Source organism: Bradyrhizobium sp. AZCC 1588 (genome assembly GCF_036924735.1).
Classification (GTDB): Bacteria; Pseudomonadota; Alphaproteobacteria; order Rhizobiales; family Xanthobacteraceae; genus Bradyrhizobium.
Genome location: NZ_JAZHSC010000001.1, coordinates 421,675 through 440,242 on the forward strand (window position 1 = coordinate 421,675; position 18,568 = coordinate 440,242).

Here is an 18,568-nt window from a genome sequence, read left to right on the forward strand (position 1 = left end):
CGGCGAGGCTACCGGTTCGGCCCTCGCACCAGGGACAGGAAACGCTGCTGCTCCGCCGGATTGTCGCGGAACATGCCGGTAAAGCGGCTGGTGAACGTCATCGCGCCATGTTTGGCGACGCCGCGCACCGACATGCAGGTATGCTCCGCCTCGATCAGCACGGCAACGCCACGGGGTTTCAAAACCTCGTCGATCGCGGCCGCGATCTGGGCCGTCAGGTGCTCCTGGGTCTGCAGGCGGCGGGCGAAGATATCGGTGAGCCGCGCCAGCTTCGACAATCCGACCACCCGCTCCACCGGCGTATAGGCGATATGCGCCCTACCGTAGAACGGCATCATGTGATGCTCGCATTGCGAGGTGAATTCGATATCGCGGACCAGGACAAAATCGTCATATCCGGCGGTTTCGCCAAAGGTGCGGTCCAGCACCTCGGCCGGGCACTGATGATAGCCCTGATAGAGCTCGTCGAAGGCTTCGACCACACGGCGGGGCGTATCCAGCAAGCCCTCGCGATCGGGATTTTCGCCGATATAGCTGAGCAGCGTGTGTACGGCGTGTTCGGCCTCGGCGCGCGACGGGCGCGGCAGGTCGGCGCGGACGGCAGCGGCCAGGAACTCGGCCGGATCGAGTTCGGCCGGGCGGGTTTCCGCGGCCACGTCGGGCGATTTCACTTCGGAAGGCTTCAAATCGGAAGACTTCAAATCGGAAGACTTGCCAGGGCGGAGGGATTTGATCAATGCGTCCATGTCTTCTCCGTTCGACCGGCCTGCAAAGACCGGAGTGTCACCGGGCAGACGGGGCGGTTTTGCCGCCGGGCGCCTGAGTCCCATCCACAACACGTTGACGGCCGAACTGGTTTCCATGTCTGGTCCATGTCCGTCCGCCTACGGCAAAACGGCCGGGCTGTTTTTCCGCCGTTCCTGTCCATATATAGGACGATGAAACCCAGCCGCCAAGGGCGCTCGGATCGCCGCCCGGGACACCGATTCTCATGCTGAACGACATCTACAACAAGCGGATCATTGAATTAGCGGGCAATATCCCCCGCCTCGGTCGCCTCCCCGACCCCCACGCCAGTGCTACCGCCCACTCCAAGCTGTGCGGCTCGACCGTCAAGGTCGACCTCAAGATGGACGGGCCCGTGGTCAGCGACTTCGCCCATGACGTGAAGGCCTGCGCGCTCGGACAAGCCTCCTCCTCGATCATGGCAAGCCATGTGGTGGGCTCGACGGCTAGCGAGTTACGTGAACTGCGAGAAACCGTGCGCAAGATGTTGAAGGAAAACGGCGGTCCCCCGCAGGGCAAATGGGCCGACATCGCCCTGCTCGAGCCGGTGCGCGACTACAAGGCCCGCCACGCCTCGACCATGCTGACGTTCGACGCCGTGGTCGACGCCATCGGCCAGATCGAAGCCAAGGCAAAGCAGCCGGCGCAGGCGTGAACCCGGTACATCGCCGTCATACCCCGCGAATGCGGGGTATCCAGTACGCCGGGAATTCTCGATTTATCACCGCCGTCACGGCGTACAGGATCATCCGCATTCGCGGACGATGACCACCGTGCGTTGCGATGCAGCCTATTTCTGTTGCGGCTGATTCTGTTGCGGCTGAGCCGGCTGCGCCGGCGCGGTCGCAGAGCCGGTCGGAACCGCGGCTTCGGCAGTCTTGGTCGACTTGCCCGACTGCGACTGCGCATCGCCCTCCGTCACGGAACTGACGAAGCGATCCTGCGGCTTGGAAGGCTTGGCCTCGGCCATCGGCACCGACGCATTGTCCTGCGGGAACACGTCGGCGACCGCATCGGTCGTGACGAGATTGCTCAGGCGCAATTCATCGCGCGACAATTGGTGCAAATCTTCCCACGGCGGAACACTGAGCGCGAGCGACAGCAAATCGCCGGTGCCGCCCATGTCGAAGGTATATTTCGTGAGGCGACCGATGTCGCGTTGCACGATCATCAGGTCCTGCGCGCTGTAGCTCGAGCCCTTGGCGTCATCGGCGCGATCGCCCATCCAGATCTGGTGCACGCGGACATGTGCGGCGGGCGGCACGTAACGCGTCTTGCCCGACAGCAGCAGGAATACGCACATCGACTCGCAATAGGCTTCCGGCGCCACGCTGACGCGTTCGCCACGCGGAGTCTTCGTGCGCACCGTGGTGCCGACGGTCGTCAGCGCGCCGAGGCTGCGGAACCGCCGGCCAAGCGCGATGGAATCGTTGACCGAGCCGCCGCTGGAATCCAGCACGATGGTCGCGCCGGCGAGTTGGCGGCCCTTGGCGAATTCGTCGAACGCCCGCGGACTGTCCCCTGTGACGATGCCGACGGCCGAGACCCAGCCCTTGCAATCCGGCTGGCATGCATTCCACTTGAAATGCATTGGCTGTTTGCGTTCTTCGAGGGTACCACCGGCATACGCCGAATTACCCAGCATCGTGATCGCGCCCGGCAATGCGAGGCAAAAGGCGGTGGCACCGAGAAGGGCCCAGCCGCGAAGTTTCAGCGACGTCTCAAACCTCAATTTGGTTCCTTCCCCCAAGCAGCCCCGTCTACGACTGGTGGCGATGGCCCCGTTTTAGCGCGAGATGATTCTGTCATCGATCCGTATGAAAACGGTAACTGTGCTGACGTGTGTCGTCCATAATACCTTGGCTTGGTACGCTGCATTGCAGTGCGATAATTCCTAAGTGTGGCTAAATATCTGCAGGAATTCAGTTCCTGGCTTGGGAACTCCCGCAAGACTACGTACATAGTGCTGCATGGCATCGGCAGGTCCTTCATCGTCACAGCAAAAACAATGCACGGATTGTGCCAGCATCGCCCGTCGTCTGCCGCGCAATGCCGGACGCGCGCTGATATGGATCTATCGGCATTCGCTGTCGCTGCTGGTCGGCTACAACTGCCGGCATCTGCCGACATGCTCGGTGTATGGCGACGAAGCGATCGAACGTTTCGGTTTGTGGGGCGGCGGCTGGATGACGCTGGCGCGGCTGTTGCGCTGCCATCCCTGGGGTACGTCCGGCATCGACAACGTGCCGCTTACGACGCCCGCGGGTGCGCGATGGTATCTGCCGTGGCGCTACGGACGGTGGCGCGGCGTCAACCCCTCGTGAATGCAACGCTCGCGGCGAGCCTGGATTCCGCCGCTCAGCGCCAGAAGAAGAATCCATCGCCCCTCGGCCAAGGTCCGATATCCGCCGGCGGTCGCGGCCTTCGCGGACGCGGCGGTGGCGGCGGCGTCTCGACGGACGACACGGCCTCCGTGGCGGGCGATCCATCGTCGGGCAATCGTACCGACAGCAGCAAATTCGATTCAGGCGTGCGCCAGCGATAGCCGATGCCGAAATCGATCGGCTGCGCACGCTGGAAGAGTGCTGCATATGACGCCTGGTAGCGTCCCGGGAATTCGTCGATCGGTCCGAGATAGCGGCCGAACGGGAACAAACGCCATTTCCTCGTGCTGTAGTAAGCAAGCGGAATTCCGGAATCGTCCTGGATGATGGTGGCGCTGTTGTTGAGCAGGAAGTCGCGCACCGTGGTGAAGTTGCCGGAATGCGGGAGGTAGGACGCGCTCTTGATCAGGCTGTTGCCGGGCGCGAGCGTTGCGCAGAATTTCAGGAATCCGCTCGCCTTGACGCCGGAGTTGGAAAGATCGGTCGAGAAGTAATACAGCGTCTTTTCCTGGCCGTCGGAGTCCACGAAGATGATGCGCACGCCGCGCACGGCATTCGGCCCAGGATTTTCGCCTGCGAAATACGCCGCGCCCTTGTCGTCCAGCGAGATCGGACTGACGCCCTTCACGGTCATGCCCGAGCGCGCCAGAAACACATAGAGGATCGGCAAGGTGCCGCTGATCTGGCCCGCCTGCAGATCGGTCTTCATCTGTTTGGTGATGAAAAAGCTGAAGCTCAGGATCGAACTGAGCGAACGTTCGACGTTGTAGAGCGCGGACGCGATGCCGCCGCGCGGCAAACCCGTCAGGTCGGGCACCGAGCCAACCGGCTCGAGTGCACTCAGCACGTAGGTCGAGGCCCTGGGATAGAAAGCGTTCGCATAGAGAAAATCCGGGCCTGAGAACATGTAGAACATGGTCGGCTTCGGCGCCGCCAGATTGGTATCTGCCCAGGCGCGGATCCGCGACAATTGGCGCTGCTCGAGCTGGCCGAACGCGGTGTCGAAGAATTTGGCGTGCCGTTGCCAGGCAGGATCTTTGGTGAGCGGCGCCAGCGGCGAGTCCGCCGACGGCATCAGGCCTGCGAGAAATTTCGCAGTGTCATCCGCCGTCGCGGTTTGGGCACGGACGGCAGCCACGGCCGCCAGCAGCATGACAGCAGCAAGCGTCGCCGTTCTCAGACAGTGCAGCATGCTCATTCCCGACCCGTTGCGGCCACGGGAACTTGATCTACCCGCTTGCGGAAGACGGCGTAAATCAAGAGACCTGAAAACATGATCAAAAGACCCAGCAGCGACTGCAACGGCCGTTCGGTCAGAAGGTAGTACATCATGAATCCGGTCACGAGCAGGAAAACCACAGGGGTTACCGGGTATCCCCAGGCACGGTAGGGCCGCGGCAGGTCCGGCTGCGTGATGCGCAGCTTGATCACCCCGAGCACGGTAAAGAACGAGCAGAACAGCAGCGCGAACTGGATGAAGTCGAGCACCGCCTCGAAGCTGCGCGTAAGCAGCATCAGGCTCGCGACAGTGAGCTGAAACAGAATGGCGTAGGCCGGCGCACCGCTGGCCGACCGGCTGGCGAACGGCCGCAGCACCGGAATGTCCTCGCCCATCGTCATCATGACGCGCGGCCCGATCCACATCATCGCGCTGATCGAGGAGATCAGCCCGAAGCAGATCATCGCGCCGACGATGCGGCCGCCGAGCTCGCCGAAGATGTAGCTGCCGGAGATGCGGGCGACATCGAGCTGGCCCGCAAGCTTGTCGATCGGCGCGGTGTGCAGGAACACGGCGTTGAGCGCGACATACAGCACGAGCACGATCAGCGTTCCGATCAGCATCGCCCGCGGCACGTTGCGCTCCGGCAATCTCACCTCGCCGATAATGTAAGTTGCCGCGTTCCACCCTGAGAACGAATACATCACGAACACAAGGCTGATCGCGAACGGTGCGCTGACGATATGGGTGAAGTCGGACGCCGATGGCGCGAACGAAACCGGCTGCGCGGTGCCGATCACGAAGCCGCAGACCAGGAAGGCTACGATCAGCACCACCTTCAGGATGGTCGCGACCAGTTGAAAGGTCGAGGAGTGCCTGATGCCGGCGAGTTGCACCAGCGACACCAGCCAGACCACGCCGATCGCAAGTGCCAGCGATGGCGTGTTGGGCAACACCGACTTGCCATACTCGCCAAACGCCATGGCGGCGAGCGCCACAGGCGCTGCAAAGCCGACCGTCGCCGACACCCAGCCCGCCACAAAACCGAAGGCCGGGTGATAGGCCCGGCCGAGGAAGTTGTACTCACCGCTCGAGCGCGGAAACATCGCGCCGAGCTCGCCGTAGGAAAACACCCCGCACAGCGCGACGATGCCGCCGACCGTCCACAGCAGCAGGATGGAAAAGCCCGACGGGATGTCCTTGACCTGAAAGCCGAGGCTGGTGAAGACGCCGACACCGACCATATCGGCAACCACGATGGCAACTGCCACCACGACCGAAACGCTGGAGCCGCTGCCGGAGCGCGAGCCAGGCCAGGCCGGGCTTCCCGTTTCTGATGCCGCCATCTCGGACCGTACCTTCAGCGCCCAGCCAGGAGCTCATCGTGCAGGCTGACGCCCCTCAATTCAAGCAATGTTAACAAGGGTTTAAATTGAGATACAAAATAGGTTGCATGGTACCTCCAAGTGCACCGGGCCACTACTGGATTGCGAAAACATCGTGGCGATCCCACAATCGCGACACGATTGCATGGTCTGCTCAGGCTTCCGGGTGCGGGGAGTTTTTCCGGACGCTTAACGTCGCCTAAACGCGTGCGAGCTTACGCCGGTTGACGGTAGATCTTGGGGCAATGGGATGGATGGTCGGAGCTAATCCGAATTTCCCGACAGTTGATCGCGCCAGCTGGGCGACGTCTCCGGCCATGCCGCGCCGTGTTCTGCCCCTTCGATGGCACTGGGCGGCGATGGCCGCGCTGATCGTGCCGCTATCCTTCGTCCTGGTTCAATGCGGCAAGGCGCCGACCCCGGAAATGCTGGCGGCGAACACGGATGGCGCCAAATCCCGGACCGCCAAGCCGCAGGCTTCCGCCGACACGTTCGACGACCGTTTCCCCCAGCCGCAATTCGCCGACCGTTTCCCGACAGCGGGTGAAAGCCTGCCGCAAGTCCAGAGTCAGGTCGCACTGGCGCCGCAGCAGCGCGCGGTGCGTACCGAACCGGTGCGGATTGCCTCGCTGACGCCAACGCTGACGCTACCCCGCAATGAGCGTGAAGAGCTGACCACGCTGGTCAGCATGAAATCCTCCGCCTTCCCCTATTTCGGCACCAATCCGCGCTCGGAAGAACCGTTCCTCAACATCGTCAAAGGCGACCGCAAGGGCCATCGCAGCTACAGCGGCAAGGTCTACTGGCATGACGAGACCTACAACGACAGCCGCGTCTTGGTACATGTTCCCGAGACGTTCGATGTCAGGAAGCCGGGCGTGATCGTGGTGTTCTTCCACGGCAACGGCGCGACGCTGGAACGCGACGTCCGCGACCGCCAATTGGTGCCGCAGCAGATCTCGGATTCAGGCGTCAACGCCGTGCTGCTCGCCCCGCAAATGGCTGTCAACGCCGCCGACTCCTCGGCCGGCAAGTTCTGGCAGCCGGGCGGCTTCAAGCGCTTCATCGAGGAGTCGGCAAGCCACCTCGCCCGCCTCCACGGCGATCCGAAGTCGGCGCAGGCATTCGCCAACATGCCGATCGTGATCGTCGGTTATAGCGGCGGCTTCCTGCCGACGGCGTGGAGCCTCGAAGTCGGCGGCCTTCCCAACCGGGTCCGCGGTGTGTTCCTGCTCGACGCCGTCTATGGCGAGCTCGACAAGTTCGCGTCGTGGATCGAGAAAAATCGGACCGGCTTCTTTGTCTCTTCGTATACCCGCTACACCAAGCGGCGCGACCTGGAGCTGATGCAGATGCTCCGCGACAGGGGCATCGCCGTCACCGAGAGTATGGACGGGCCGTTGAAGCCCGGCAGCGTCGTGTTCGTGCAGACGCCCGACGGCGTCACCCATCGCGATTACGTCACGCAGGCCTGGACCGAGCACCCGGTCAAGGACGTGCTGGTCAAGATGGCCGCAACGCCGGCTTTGACCCGGGTTGCGAGTGTCCCCTACGCAAACCGGTAACCGGTAGCGGCTTCGTCGTCGCGATTAGACCTTCCTGGGTTTGGTCAGGATCACCGTCGTCAGTGCAAGCGCGACAAAGGCCGCCCCGACATAGCCGTTGGCGAAGAGCAAATCGCGCGCGTACAGGAAACCGCCGATGGCCGAACCAATGGCCTGTCCGACGTAGAGCACGGATGTGTTGAGCGACACCGATGCGGACGCCAGTGTAGGCGCGGCACCGACCAACCTCACCTGCTGCATCGAATTGGTGGAAGCAAATGAGCAACCGGTAGCGGCTTCGTCGTCGCGATTAGACCTTCCTGGGTTTGGTCAGGATCACCGTCGTCAGTGCAAGCGCGACAAAGGCCGCCCCGACATAGCCGTTGGCGAAGAGCAAATCGCGCGCGTACAGGAAACCGCCGATGGCCGAACCAATGGCCTGTCCGACGTAGAGCACGGATGTGTTGAGCGACACCGATGCGGACGCCAGTGTAGGCGCGGCACCGACCAACCTCACCTGCTGCATCGAATTGGTGGAAGCAAATCCAATACCCCAGATCGCGACCGAGATAGCCATCAGCGGATAGATGCCGGCGCTGAGCGCCCATCCGCTCACGCCGGCCAGCAATATCGACGTGAACAGCATCGAGGTCTTCCACGCGCCCCAGGAATCGACGATGCGGGTTCCCGATCGCGGTGCCGATGACGCCGCAGATACCGTAGAAGGCAAATACCAGGGCGATCGGGTCCGGGCCCGCGCCCGTCAGCCGCGCCAGCAAGGGGCCTATATAGGTGAACACCACGAACTGGCCGGACATCTGCGCGGTCGTGATCAACAGCAACAGCAGGATCATCCGGTTGCGGCCGATCGCTGCCCAGGTCTTGAGATCGACCGGCGCACCCATCAGCCCGCGAGGCAGACGCCACGCCAGCAGGAGAAAACTCAGGCAGCTCATTGCCCCGATGGCGCCATAGACCGCCTGCCAGCCATAGCGGCTGGCGATGAACGTGATCGCCGGCAGACCGACGGCCGCCGCCAGCGACCAGCCGAGAAAGATATAGGCGATGGTGCTGCCGCGTCTTTCTTCAGGCACGATCAGTGCGGCCGTTCCCGCCGCTTGCGGCGTGTAGAGCGCGCCGATTGCCAGCATGACCAGGCGAATGGCGAGCAGGCTCGCGTAGTCCGGCGCAAAGGCGGAGGCAATGTTGGTGAGCGCCAGCACCGCAAGGGTGGCCGTCAACAGGGTGCGGCGCTCGATCCTTGAAGTCAGCCACGCCGTGACCGGCGAACCGACGCACAGCATGATCGCACCGAAGGTGATCAGAAGACCAGCGGTGCGGATCGAAACGTCGAGACCGGCAGACAGTTCGACCAGCATACCGGCCGGCGCCAATACCGAGCAGCCGGTGACAACGTTGCCGAGCATCAGCGCAGTCGGTGCAAAGCGGCGCTCGGCGTGGACGGGCCCGGGCACATGTTTCATGCAGATGCATGTAGACTGTGAGCCGTGCCAAGAAAAGGACGCGATACCGGATTATTTGTCATCGCTTGTTATGAGTTTCATTGATTTGACGGCGCTGATGCCGAGCGGCTCTGCGCACGTCGCCGTGACGGAGAAGCATTCTTTCCCGGCCAGATGTTTGCCTTGCGGCCCTGCCATCACGGCCTATTTTGCGAAATTGCCCGATTGCAGGGGCCGAATCCCCTGCTATACCGCTGCTTTCCCGCTTACCTGCGCTCGTTCGCAGGAGTGAGCTTTAGGAGACGCCAATGCCTGACAGCAATGCACCCGCATCGGGGTTCCAATTTGGCCTTGCGAATTTGAAACCGGCCGAACCCGTGCAAAAAATCACCCTCACCTTCCCCGACGGCGCGAAGCGCGACTTCGCCAAGGACACCACCGGGCTCGACGTCGCCAAGGGCATATCGCCCTCGCTCGCCAAGCGCACGGTCGCGATGGCGCTGGACGGCGTGGTCGCCGACCTCAACGATCCGATTTCGCACGATGCGAAGATCGAACTCATCAGCCGCGAAGACCCGCGCGCGCTCGAACTGATTCGGCACGACTGCGCGCATGTGCTGGCCGAAGCGGTGCAGTCGCTGTGGCCGGGCACGCAGGTCACGATCGGCCCGGTGATCGAGAACGGCTTCTATTACGACTTCTTCCGCAACGAGCCGTTTACGCCGGAAGATTTCGCGGCGATCGAAAAGCGGATGCGCGAGATCATCGCGCGCGACAAGCCCTTCACCAAGGAAGTCTGGGATCGCGAGAAGACCAAGCAGGTGTTCCGCGACAAGGGCGAGGCCTTCAAGGTCGAGCTGGTCGACGCCATTCCCGGCGACGAGCCCATAAAAATCTATTTCCAGGGCGACTGGTTCGACCTGTGCCGCGGCCCGCACATGAGTTCGACCGGCAAGATCGGCAACGCCTTCAAGCTGATGAAGGTGGCGGGCGCCTATTGGCGCGGCGATGCCAACAACCCGATGCTGACGCGCATCTACGGCACGGCATTCGCCAGGCAGGAAGAGCTCGACGCCTACCTCAAGCAGATCGAGGAAGCCGAGAAACGCGACCACCGCAAGCTTGGCCGCGAGCTCGATCTGTTCCACTTTCAGGAGGAAGGCCCCGGCGTGGTGTTCTGGCACCCGAAGGGCTGGACCATTTTCCAGGCGCTGATTGCCTATATGCGCCGCCGCCTGACCGGCGACTATGACGAGGTCAATGCGCCGCAGATTCTCGACAAGGGGCTGTGGGAAACCTCGGGCCACTGGGACTGGTACCGCGAGAACATGTTCGCGGCGCAGTCCGCCGGCGACGAGGCGGAGGATAAGCGCTGGTTTGCGCTGAAGCCGATGAACTGTCCCGGCCACGTGCAGATCTTCAAGCACGGCCTGAAGAGCTACCGCGACCTGCCCTTGCGTCTGGCCGAGTTCGGCGTGGTGCACCGCTACGAGGCGTCCGGCGCCATGCACGGGCTGATGCGCGTGCGCGGCTTCACGCAGGACGACGCGCATGTGTTCTGCACCGAAGCCCAACTCGCCGAGGAGTGCCTCAAGATCAACGAGCTGATCCTGTCGACCTACGCCGATTTCGGCTTCGAGGGCGAGCTCACGGTCAAGCTCTCGACCCGGCCGGAGAAGCGCGTCGGCACCGACGAGATGTGGGATCATGCCGAGCGCGTGATGGCCACCGTGCTGGCGGAAATTCAGGCCGGCGGCAGCAACCGCATCAAGACCGAGATCAACCCGGGCGAAGGCGCGTTCTATGGGCCGAAGTTCGAATATGTGCTGCGCGACGCCATCGGCCGCGACTGGCAATGCGGCACCACGCAGGTCGACTTCAACCTGCCCGAACGGTTCGGCGCGTTCTATATCGATGCCGACGGCTCGAAGAAGGCGCCGGTGATGGTGCATCGCGCGATCTGCGGCTCGATGGAGCGTTTCATCGGCATCCTGATCGAGCATTTCGCCGGCAATTTCCCGCTCTGGCTGGCGCCGATCCAGGTCGTGGTCACGACCATCACGTCCGAAGGCGACGAATACGCCAAGGTGGTTGCGGCTGCCGCGCGGCGCGCCGGCCTGCGCGTCGAAATCGACCTGCGCAACGAGAAGATCAACTACAAGGTCCGCGAGCACTCGCTGGCGAAGATCCCTGCCCTGCTCGTCGTCGGCAAGAAGGAAGCCGAGACCCATTCGGTCTCGATCCGCCGGCTCGGCAGCGATGGGCAGAAGGTGATGCCGACGGCCGAGGCGCTGGCCGCTCTCGTCGAGGAAGCGACCCCGCCGGACGTCAAGCGGGCGCGGTCCGCGGTCTGATCATAATCGGTCTAAATCCGCTTCCGCTGGACCGGCTGTGCCACTATCTCTGGCACAGCCACTTCCGACGAAAGAGACCCTTGTGCCCGACGCCATCGAACTCCTGAAGATCCGCCGCTCGGTCAAGCCCCGCGAGATGAGCGGACCCGGCCCGACCGCGGGCGAACTCGAGACCATCCTGACCATCGGCGCGAGGGTGCCCGATCACGGCAAGCTGACGCCGTGGCGCTTCATCGTGTTCGAGGGCGACGCCCGCGCGCGGGCCGGCGACGTCATTGCCAAGGTCTTCGCGAAAAAGAATCCGTCTGCTCCTACCGCCGACATCGAGGTCGAGAAACGCCGGCTGATGGACGCGCCGCTGGTGATCGCCGTGGTTAGCTTTACAAAGCCGCATCCCAAGGTGCCGGCGTGGGAGCAGGAACTGTCCGCGGGCGCCAGCGCGATGAACATCGTCACCGCCGCCACCGCGCTCGGTTATGGCGCCTGCTGGCTGTCCGGCTGGTTCGCCTTCGACCGCGACGTGCTCGACGGGCTCGGACTGAAGGCGGATGAAAAGCTTGCGGGTTTCATCCATATCGGCACGCCGTCGAAGCCCGCGGAGGATCGCCCTCGCCCGGCGCTGTCGGACATCGTGACACGGTTCTAGGGCTCACGCCGCCTTCGAAGCCCGCTTATCGAACCCGGACAATAACGCGGCGAGTTCGGATGCCGGCTTTGCTGCGCTGAACAGAAAACCCTGCACCTCGTTACAGCCTTCGGCGCGCAGCCAGTCGAGCTGGTCCATGGTCTCGACGCCTTCCGCCGTCGTCGTGATGTTCAGGCTGCGCCCGAGGCCGGAGATAGCGCGTACGATCGCAACGCAATCGGTACGCTCGACGAGGTCCTTCACGAACGATCGGTCGATCTTGATCTTGTCGAAGGGAAAGCTCCTGAGATAGCTCAGGCTCGAATATCCGGTGCCGAAATCGTCCATGGATATGCTGACGCCGAGCTCGCGAAGCTGATGCAGGATCGCCAGATTGGCTTCGGTTTCGGCCAGGAAGACCGATTCGGTGATCTCGAGTTCGAGCCGGCGCGGCGACAGACCGGAATGCGCCAGCGCCGAAATCACCGCCTGAACCAGGTTGCGGCTGCGGAACTGGACCGACGACAGGTTGACGGCGACCTTGATGTCATCCGGCCAGTTCACTGCCTCCGAACAGGCCTCGCGCAGCACCCACTCGCCGAGCGCCACGATCAATCCGATATCCTCGGCGACCGGAACGAAATCGGCCGGCGAGATCATGCCCTTTTCCGGACTGCGCCAGCGCAACAGCGATTCGAACCCGCTGATCCGATTGGCCGCAATATCCACCAGCGGCTGATAGTGCAGTTCGAATTCGCCACTGGCGAAGGCGCGGCGTAGGTCGCGCTCCATGTCGCGGCGCCTCTGCGCCTGCCGGTCCATCTCGCGCTCGAAGAAGCGGTGGACGCCGCCGCCATCGGACTTCGCCCGGTAGAGCGCCATGTCGGCGTTGCGCATCAATTCCTCGCAACTCGTGCCATCGCCGGGCGATAGCGCAATGCCGACGCTGGCGCCGACAACCACCTCGATGCCGTCAAGGTCATAGCGCGCGCTCAATACGCCGATCAGCCGGTCGGCGAAATCGCTCACGTCGTTCGGCGACACCTCGGAGACCAGCACAATGGCGAATTCGTCACCGCCAAGCCGCGCGGCGAGATTGTCGCCACGCACTTCGGATTTCAGCCGCTCGGCCACCTGCTTCAGCAGGCGGTCTCCCATCGGATGGCCGAGTGAATCGTTGACGTTCTTGAACAGGTCGAGATCGACGCACAGCACCGCCACGCGCCTGTTGCCGGTCGCCGCCCGTTCGAGCGCCTGGCGAAGGCGCTGCTGGTAGAAGTCGCGGTTCGGCAGGTTGGTCAGGCCGTCGTGATGGGCCATGTGGGCAATTCGCGCTTCCGCCGCGCGGCGTTCGGTGATGTCGACGACGGCCACCAGATAGCCGTCACGCCCGTCGAAGGCGACGCGCCGCCCAAATGTCAGCACATGGATTTCGCTGCCGTCGGCCTTGAGATGCCGCCAGTCGCGGCTCGAATTATAGACATCGCCGACTTGCTGCAGCGCCTGGCTGTGGCTTGCCCATTCGTCCTCCGGCCAGATTTGGCGAAGTTGCATCTGCAGGAAGGTTTCTCGGGGATAGCCATAATGCCGTACGGCCGCGTCGTTGACGTTCAGGAACTGGGTCGTTTCGGCATCAAACACCCACATCGGCATCGGATTGTTGTCGAACAGCAGGCGGAATGAAACCTCGCTCCGCTTCAGCGCCGTGACGTCGGAAACCGTTAGCGACAGCATGTCGCCGAATGCCGTCACGCCCAACCGCAGGCAGCGGTCCTCGCTGTTGATTTCGATCTGACCACCATTGCCGCTGGCGATGATGTCGCGCAGACGCTCGGTCACCTCCGGCGCGCATAACAGGTTTCCGCCCGCACCGAGCCTGTGCCACAACAATTCCGTCGACGACTTCCGCAGCAGCCGCGCGGCGCCCTGATTGAGATGGACGATCTGGAAATCGGACGGCTGCCCGTCCGCATCGCGAATAGCCGCCAGCGACAGCATGCCCTCGTCGGTCGCGGAGAAGATCGTGTCCAGCAGGTTGATTTGCGCGTCGCGCTCGTTGACGTAGGCGCCGACCAGGGTGGTACCCCAGCGTGACGACGTCGGCAGCGCCAGCACGTCATAGGTCCGAACCAGCCCATCGCGCACGCAATGCGCCGTGGCGAGGTACGGACGACCGTTCTGCAGCGCGTTGGATGCTGCCTCGCCGAGCGCGGTCGCGCAATCGGGCGGCAATGCACTTAAGGAAATGTCCCAGCGATCATCATTCAGCCATTGCTGGACGTAGCGGCCGGTATGCAAGACAGCGAGCGTGTCGTTGTCGTTCCGCAGCAGCACGATGTGATCCGCCAGCCGGCCGAGGCTGCCGAGCATGACATCTTCATAGCGTGGCAGCCTGTCGCCCGGACGCAATGCGGCCTGCCATTTGCGTTTCAGGACCGGGACGTCGGCGAACATCTCGGTGTTGAATTTCTCTGACGTTTTTTTCGACGATCTGTTGGCCGCAACCATGACCTGCCCCGCTACGCGCACTCAATCCTGCGGCATCCAATGCAGCCGGGTTTAAGGCTGTGTAAAAATTGCGGCAGCGGTACGCCGATATGGCGATTATGACAGTTTTAAATTGCGCGATGGTTAGTCGGCATTAGAGACTATGACAGCCAAACGCGCAAACGGTCAGCGCGCCACGACCTCGACCTCGCCGTCGACGCCGTTGACGACGTTGAAGGAGCGCTCGAAAACCTTGCCTTCGTTCTTGGCAATCGCCCGGTACTCGCCTTCGGACAGCACCACACGCGGAAACGCGCCGATCGATTCCTTGATGACGTCGCCGCCCGGCGTGATCACCGACCATGCGGTGTTGGCGAGCGCCTCGCCGCCCCTGTCGCTGACCAGCTTCAGCGTAATCACCGCCGCGCGGTGGGAGACGGTCACGTCCGTCAGCTTGCCGGCCTGGACGCGGATGTCGGAGCGCACCACCGAATTGGCATCGCCATAGTTGGAGATGATGTAGTAGGTGCCCTCCGGCAGCAGCGCGACGTCGCCCGCAGCGACGTTCGGAAGCAGCGGGGTGCGTTCGGAGCCTTCGAATTGGCTGCCCTTGTAGATCGCGAACGAGATCTGGTTCGGGGGAATCTTGCTGGTGCCGACGCGGCCTTCGATGCGCAGTCCGCCGGCCGGAAGCACGAAAGCCACGCGGTCCGTCTCGGCTTTCAGGCTCACCGCCCGCACCGCGCTGACCAGGCCGAGAGCGACATGGACGACGTAATTGCCGGGCGGCAGCACGATGTTCGGAGTCGCGCCGCGCTCCTCGCGGATCAGCTTGAACGTGCCGGTATCGTCGGGCTTGTCGGCGAACACCCGCCACACCAGCCCGCCGTTGATAACCGGCAGGTCCTTGCCGTAGCGCGCCGTGAGCGACAGCACCGCCTGGCCTGCAGTCGCCGCACCCGGCGGCGGCACCACCGGTGGCACGGCGGTGACTTGTGGCTGAACGATGGTCGGCTGGTTCAGCGGCGCGGGAAGCGGTGGAACCGCCCCCGTCCCCGATGGCGGTGCCAGATTCATGGCAGGCCCGGTCTGGGTGTCCGGAACCACGGCGGGCGGCACCGGAGGCGGGCGATCCGAGAACCACTGGGCCGAGACCGGGGCCGGATACAAAGCAACCAGCATGAAGGCGACCGCCACCGCCGGGAAAGGCCATCTGCCCCGCCCGAATCTACCGATACCGTCACCCCGCGAAATCATGGGCATGCTTTTCACCGAAAACGCGGCAAATTCAAGCCACCAACGGCCGGTTCGGCCCCCGGGAGGTTACGGAACCGGGCGCCACACCCGATGTTGATCTTGAGGCCGCGGCCCCGTCACAATCCCTGTCTAGCCCGATTTGGCCGGGCATAAACCATGCTTACGGAAAGGACTGGCGGAAATTCTGGCGCGGCCACGCCGCGGCGGATATCCTTCAAGGCCGCAGGAGAGTTGGCGTGTTGGATAGCTGGATGGGCCGCGGCCAAAAGGGCTCCGACGCCGAAGACAAGGTCGGGCTCGGCAGTATCCGCCGGCCGGTAATTGGACTGGCGCTGGGTGGCGGCGCCGCACGCGGCTTTGCCCATATCGGCATCGTCCGCACCCTGGTGGCCCACGGAATCTTTCCCAACGTCGTGGTCGGAACGTCGATCGGCGCCGTGGTCGGCGGCGCCTATGCCGCGGGACATCTCGACACGCTGGAAGAATGGGCGCGCAGCCTGCAGCCGCGAACGGTCCTCTCCTATCTCGATATCCGCCTGAACGGCTCGGGGCTGATCGGCGGCGCCAAGCTTGCGGCCCAACTAGAGGCGGCGCTCGGCCAAAGCCTGATCGAGGATCTGCCGGTGAAATTTGCCACCGTCGCGACCGAAGTGCGCACCGGCCACGAAATCTGGCTGACCCATGGCCCAATGGTGGACGCGATGCGCGCCTCTTACGCGCTGCCGGGAATATTCTCGCCGATCCTGGTTGGCGACCGCTGGCTGGTCGACGGCGCCCTGGTCAATCCGGTGCCGGTGTCGGCGGCGCGCGCGCTCGGCGCGGAAATCGTGATCGCTGCCAATCTCTCCAGCGATGTCTTCGCGCACTCCACGACGATCTATTCCCACGGCCCGACGGCTGGCGTTTCGGTATCGGTGATGCCGGAAGCACTGCCCGAACCCGAGCCGCGCAAACGCGGCATCGGAAAATTCTTCTCCGCCGAGCGCACGATGAAGCGCGAATTCTTCGGTGGCGGCGGACGGCCGGGCATCTCCTCGGTCATGGTCGATGCCTTCAACATCATGCAGGACCGCATCACCCGCGCTCGGCTTGCCGGCGATCCGCCGGATCTCCTGATCTCGCCCCGCGTCGGCAAGATCGGCTGGTTCGATTTTCATCGCGCTGACGATCTGATCGCCCACGGCGTGAAAGCGGCCGAGCGGGCGATCGACTCGATCCAGGAGGCGATCCATATCCTGGCGCCGCCGCAGATCGACGCCGAGAAGGCGCTCGAAAAGCCTGACAAGGAATAGCGTAGCGTTCTCAAGCGAAGTATGCCCTCGGACGTGATCCGAGGGTGGTCACCGGCTCACGCCAAGAAAACGCGTCAAAACGAGCTCACGCCGTCTTGATGTAGTCGCGCAGCGCTTCCTGCTCGGCCTCATATTCCTGGACACGGCGCTTGACGATGTCGCCGATCGATATCAGGCCAACCACCTTGCCGTCCTCGATAACGGGCAGATGCCTGAACTTGCCGAGCGTCATCATTTCCATGATCCCCGCGACGGTGTCGGACTGCCGGCAACTCACGACCTTGCTCGTCATGACCTCGCTGACCGGCTCCTCGAGCACCCTGGCGCCGCGCTCGCCCAACACGCGGACAATATCGCGCTCCGAAAGGATCCCCTCCACGCGTCCCTGGTTCATCACCAGCACGGCGCCGATCTTGCGGTCGCCAAGGATCTTGATCGCGGCCGAAAGCTTGGCATCCGGCTCGATGCTCATGATCTGATGGCCCTTGGTGTCGAGAATTGAACGTACCGTCATTGTCGCCTCCCTGAATCCGTTGGTGCCCAAGGGGCCCGACTTGTTCGTGAGCTTCAATCAACAGTTCCGCGCCGGTTTCGTTTCAGGGCGCGGTTACAAGCGCGGCTGTCATCCATGGCAGCGGCATTGGCTTGCGTTACAACCAGTGCGGATGATGAATGAAATCGCCCCTCGCCGCAAGCGGCGATCAGACGCGGCCAGATTCGTCCGGCCATGAAGCATCCGCGGCATGCGGCGTCGCACGCGGTACCGGATCGAACAGCGAAAACAGCATCAGGCCGGCGAGAAATCCGCCGATATGCGCCTGCCAGGCAACACTGGCGCCTTCTGCGCCGATCGAGATTGATCCGAGGCCGAAGATGATGTTGACGCCGAACCACACCGCCAGAAATCCGAGCACGCGCGCGTTGCGCAACGCCCGGGAAAGCGACAGCGCCGGAACCTTCGCGGCGGCATCCGCATCGCCCCGGTGGAACGAAAGAAAACTTCCCCGCACGAAGGCAAAGCGGATGGCGGCGGCCATGGCGCCGGATACCGAGGCCGAGGCGCCGATCATCGGTGCGATCGCGTGTTCATGGGTGACGAGATGCGCCAGGGCGCCCGCCGCGGCCGTCACCGCCATGAAGACGAAGAACCTGACGGCACCGAACCGGCGCGCCAGCGCGCTGCCGAACGGCAACAGCCACAACAGGTTGAAGCCGATATGGCTGAGATTGGCATGCAGCAGCGAATAGGTGACGAAGGTCCATACCTTGGCGCCGTCCCCGCCGGGAAAGGTGATGTTGAGTAAGGTGGAGTCGTAGCGCTTCGGAATGAAGCCGAAGACGTCGATGGTCCAGTTCTCCAGCTCAACCGGCAGCAGCACCCGCAAATGAATCGCAGCGATCAGCGCGATATAGGCCGTGAGCGCGCCCGGTAGCGTCAAGATCGGCTCGTGCGGGGCGTCCGGCGGCTCGACCGGGGATGAGTAAGACTGGGATTCCAAGGGGTCCAGGACCTTAGCTGGCGGCTTCGAGTCGTATGGGCCCAGATAGGCGGCTTTACCCGCCCTGTGCAAGTGCACAATCGCAGCTATTCCCGTGTCCCGGACGCGGCGCGGCACGGAGTGACGCGACGCAGAGCCGGGACCCATGTGGCTGCGTTTGGGTCCCGGCTCTGCGGAGCAGCGTGAAGAACGCTGCACCGCGTCCGGGACACGGGTGCGGCCACCTTCTCTCAAAAGAAAAAGGGAGAGCTCTGAGAAAGCTCTCCCTTGTCT

The 18,568-nt window shown here is 63.4% G+C and carries 14 protein-coding genes and 2 pseudogenes; 6 read left to right on the forward strand and 10 right to left on the reverse strand.

Annotated elements, in window-relative coordinates; genetic code table 11:
• Nucleotides 1–8: 8 nt before the first annotated feature.
• The gene (folE, locus tag V1277_RS02050; protein WP_334414813.1) at nucleotides 9–746 is read right to left on the reverse strand and encodes a GTP cyclohydrolase I FolE; all 738 of its coding nucleotides are present in this window, start codon (nucleotides 744–746) and stop codon (nucleotides 9–11) included.
• A gap of 245 nt (nucleotides 747–991) precedes the next feature.
• Between folE and V1277_RS02055 the strand changes: the two genes are divergently transcribed.
• Nucleotides 992–1,441 carry an iron-sulfur cluster assembly scaffold protein gene (locus tag V1277_RS02055; RefSeq protein ID WP_028349133.1) on the forward strand — a complete coding sequence of 150 codons (450 nt, stop codon included), beginning with the start codon at nucleotides 992–994 and terminating at the stop codon, nucleotides 1,439–1,441.
• 135 nt (nucleotides 1,442–1,576) lie between these two features.
• Here the strand turns inward: V1277_RS02055 and V1277_RS02060 are convergent, their stop codons facing one another.
• Nucleotides 1,577–2,518 carry a hypothetical protein gene (locus tag V1277_RS02060; RefSeq protein ID WP_334414814.1) on the reverse strand — a complete coding sequence of 314 codons (942 nt, stop codon included), beginning with the start codon at nucleotides 2,516–2,518 and terminating at the stop codon, nucleotides 1,577–1,579.
• A gap of 238 nt (nucleotides 2,519–2,756) precedes the next feature.
• On the opposite strand from V1277_RS02060, the gene yidD reads away from it, so the two are divergent.
• Nucleotides 2,757–3,110: a membrane protein insertion efficiency factor YidD gene (yidD, locus tag V1277_RS02065; protein ID WP_334374482.1), complete on the forward strand. Its 354-nt coding sequence runs from the start codon at nucleotides 2,757–2,759 to the stop codon at nucleotides 3,108–3,110.
• 34 nt (nucleotides 3,111–3,144) lie between these two features.
• On the opposite strand, the gene V1277_RS02070 is transcribed toward yidD, so the two are convergent.
• Together V1277_RS02070 and V1277_RS02075 are read right to left on the reverse strand one after the other, a co-directional pair.
• A complete protein-coding gene (locus tag V1277_RS02070; protein ID WP_334414815.1) occupies nucleotides 3,145–4,362 on the reverse strand; it encodes a hypothetical protein in 1,218 nt (405 codons plus the stop codon).
• A gap of 2 nt (nucleotides 4,363–4,364) precedes the next feature.
• Nucleotides 4,365–5,735 (reverse strand): APC family permease, encoded by a 1,371-nt coding sequence (locus V1277_RS02075; protein ID WP_334414816.1) that lies wholly within the window; start codon nucleotides 5,733–5,735, stop codon nucleotides 4,365–4,367.
• Between the two features lie 356 nt (nucleotides 5,736–6,091).
• Here V1277_RS02075 and V1277_RS02080 point away from each other — a divergent pair, with 356 nt between their 5' ends.
• The gene (locus tag V1277_RS02080; protein WP_334414817.1) at nucleotides 6,092–7,339 is read left to right on the forward strand and encodes an alpha/beta hydrolase; all 1,248 of its coding nucleotides are present in this window, start codon (nucleotides 6,092–6,094) and stop codon (nucleotides 7,337–7,339) included.
• A 24-nt stretch (nucleotides 7,340–7,363) separates the two neighbouring features.
• On the opposite strand, the pseudogene V1277_RS02085 reads toward V1277_RS02080, so the two are convergent.
• Together V1277_RS02085 and V1277_RS02090 are read right to left on the reverse strand one after the other, a co-directional pair.
• Nucleotides 7,364–7,615: pseudogene (locus V1277_RS02085) on the reverse strand (MFS transporter); the annotation flags it as partial.
• Nucleotides 7,616–7,628: 13 nt separating this feature from the next.
• Nucleotides 7,629–8,802 (reverse strand): annotated as a pseudogene (locus V1277_RS02090) (MFS transporter).
• 287 nt (nucleotides 8,803–9,089) lie between these two features.
• On the opposite strand from V1277_RS02090, the gene thrS reads away from it, so the two are divergent.
• Nucleotides 9,090–11,135 (forward strand): threonine--tRNA ligase, encoded by a 2,046-nt coding sequence (thrS, locus tag V1277_RS02095; RefSeq protein WP_334414818.1) that lies wholly within the window; start codon nucleotides 9,090–9,092, stop codon nucleotides 11,133–11,135.
• A gap of 82 nt (nucleotides 11,136–11,217) precedes the next feature.
• A complete protein-coding gene (locus V1277_RS02100) occupies nucleotides 11,218–11,781 on the forward strand; it encodes a nitroreductase family protein (RefSeq protein WP_334414819.1) in 564 nt (187 codons plus the stop codon).
• A gap of 3 nt (nucleotides 11,782–11,784) precedes the next feature.
• Here V1277_RS02100 and V1277_RS02105 read toward each other — a convergent pair whose 3' ends face one another.
• Both V1277_RS02105 and V1277_RS02110 read right to left on the reverse strand, forming a co-directional pair.
• A complete protein-coding gene (locus V1277_RS02105) occupies nucleotides 11,785–14,268 on the reverse strand; it encodes an EAL domain-containing protein (protein WP_334414820.1) in 2,484 nt (827 codons plus the stop codon).
• Nucleotides 14,269–14,433: 165 nt separating this feature from the next.
• Complete coding sequence (locus V1277_RS02110) at nucleotides 14,434–15,429, reverse strand: hypothetical protein (protein ID WP_334414821.1); 996 nt, start codon at nucleotides 15,427–15,429, stop codon at nucleotides 14,434–14,436.
• A gap of 311 nt (nucleotides 15,430–15,740) precedes the next feature.
• Here V1277_RS02110 and V1277_RS02115 point away from each other — a divergent pair, with 311 nt between their 5' ends.
• On the forward strand, nucleotides 15,741–16,796 hold the full coding sequence (locus V1277_RS02115) for a patatin-like phospholipase family protein (RefSeq protein ID WP_334414822.1): 1,056 nt from the start codon (nucleotides 15,741–15,743) through the stop codon (nucleotides 16,794–16,796).
• 85 nt (nucleotides 16,797–16,881) lie between these two features.
• Here V1277_RS02115 and V1277_RS02120 read toward each other — a convergent pair whose 3' ends face one another.
• Together V1277_RS02120 and V1277_RS02125 are read right to left on the reverse strand one after the other, a co-directional pair.
• Nucleotides 16,882–17,310, reverse strand: coding sequence for a CBS domain-containing protein (locus tag V1277_RS02120; RefSeq protein WP_334374473.1), 429 nt, complete (start codon nucleotides 17,308–17,310; stop codon nucleotides 16,882–16,884).
• Nucleotides 17,311–17,497: 187 nt separating this feature from the next.
• Nucleotides 17,498–18,295, reverse strand: coding sequence for a rhomboid family intramembrane serine protease (locus V1277_RS02125; protein WP_334374472.1), 798 nt, complete (start codon nucleotides 18,293–18,295; stop codon nucleotides 17,498–17,500).
• Nucleotides 18,296–18,568: the final 273 nt, after the last annotated feature.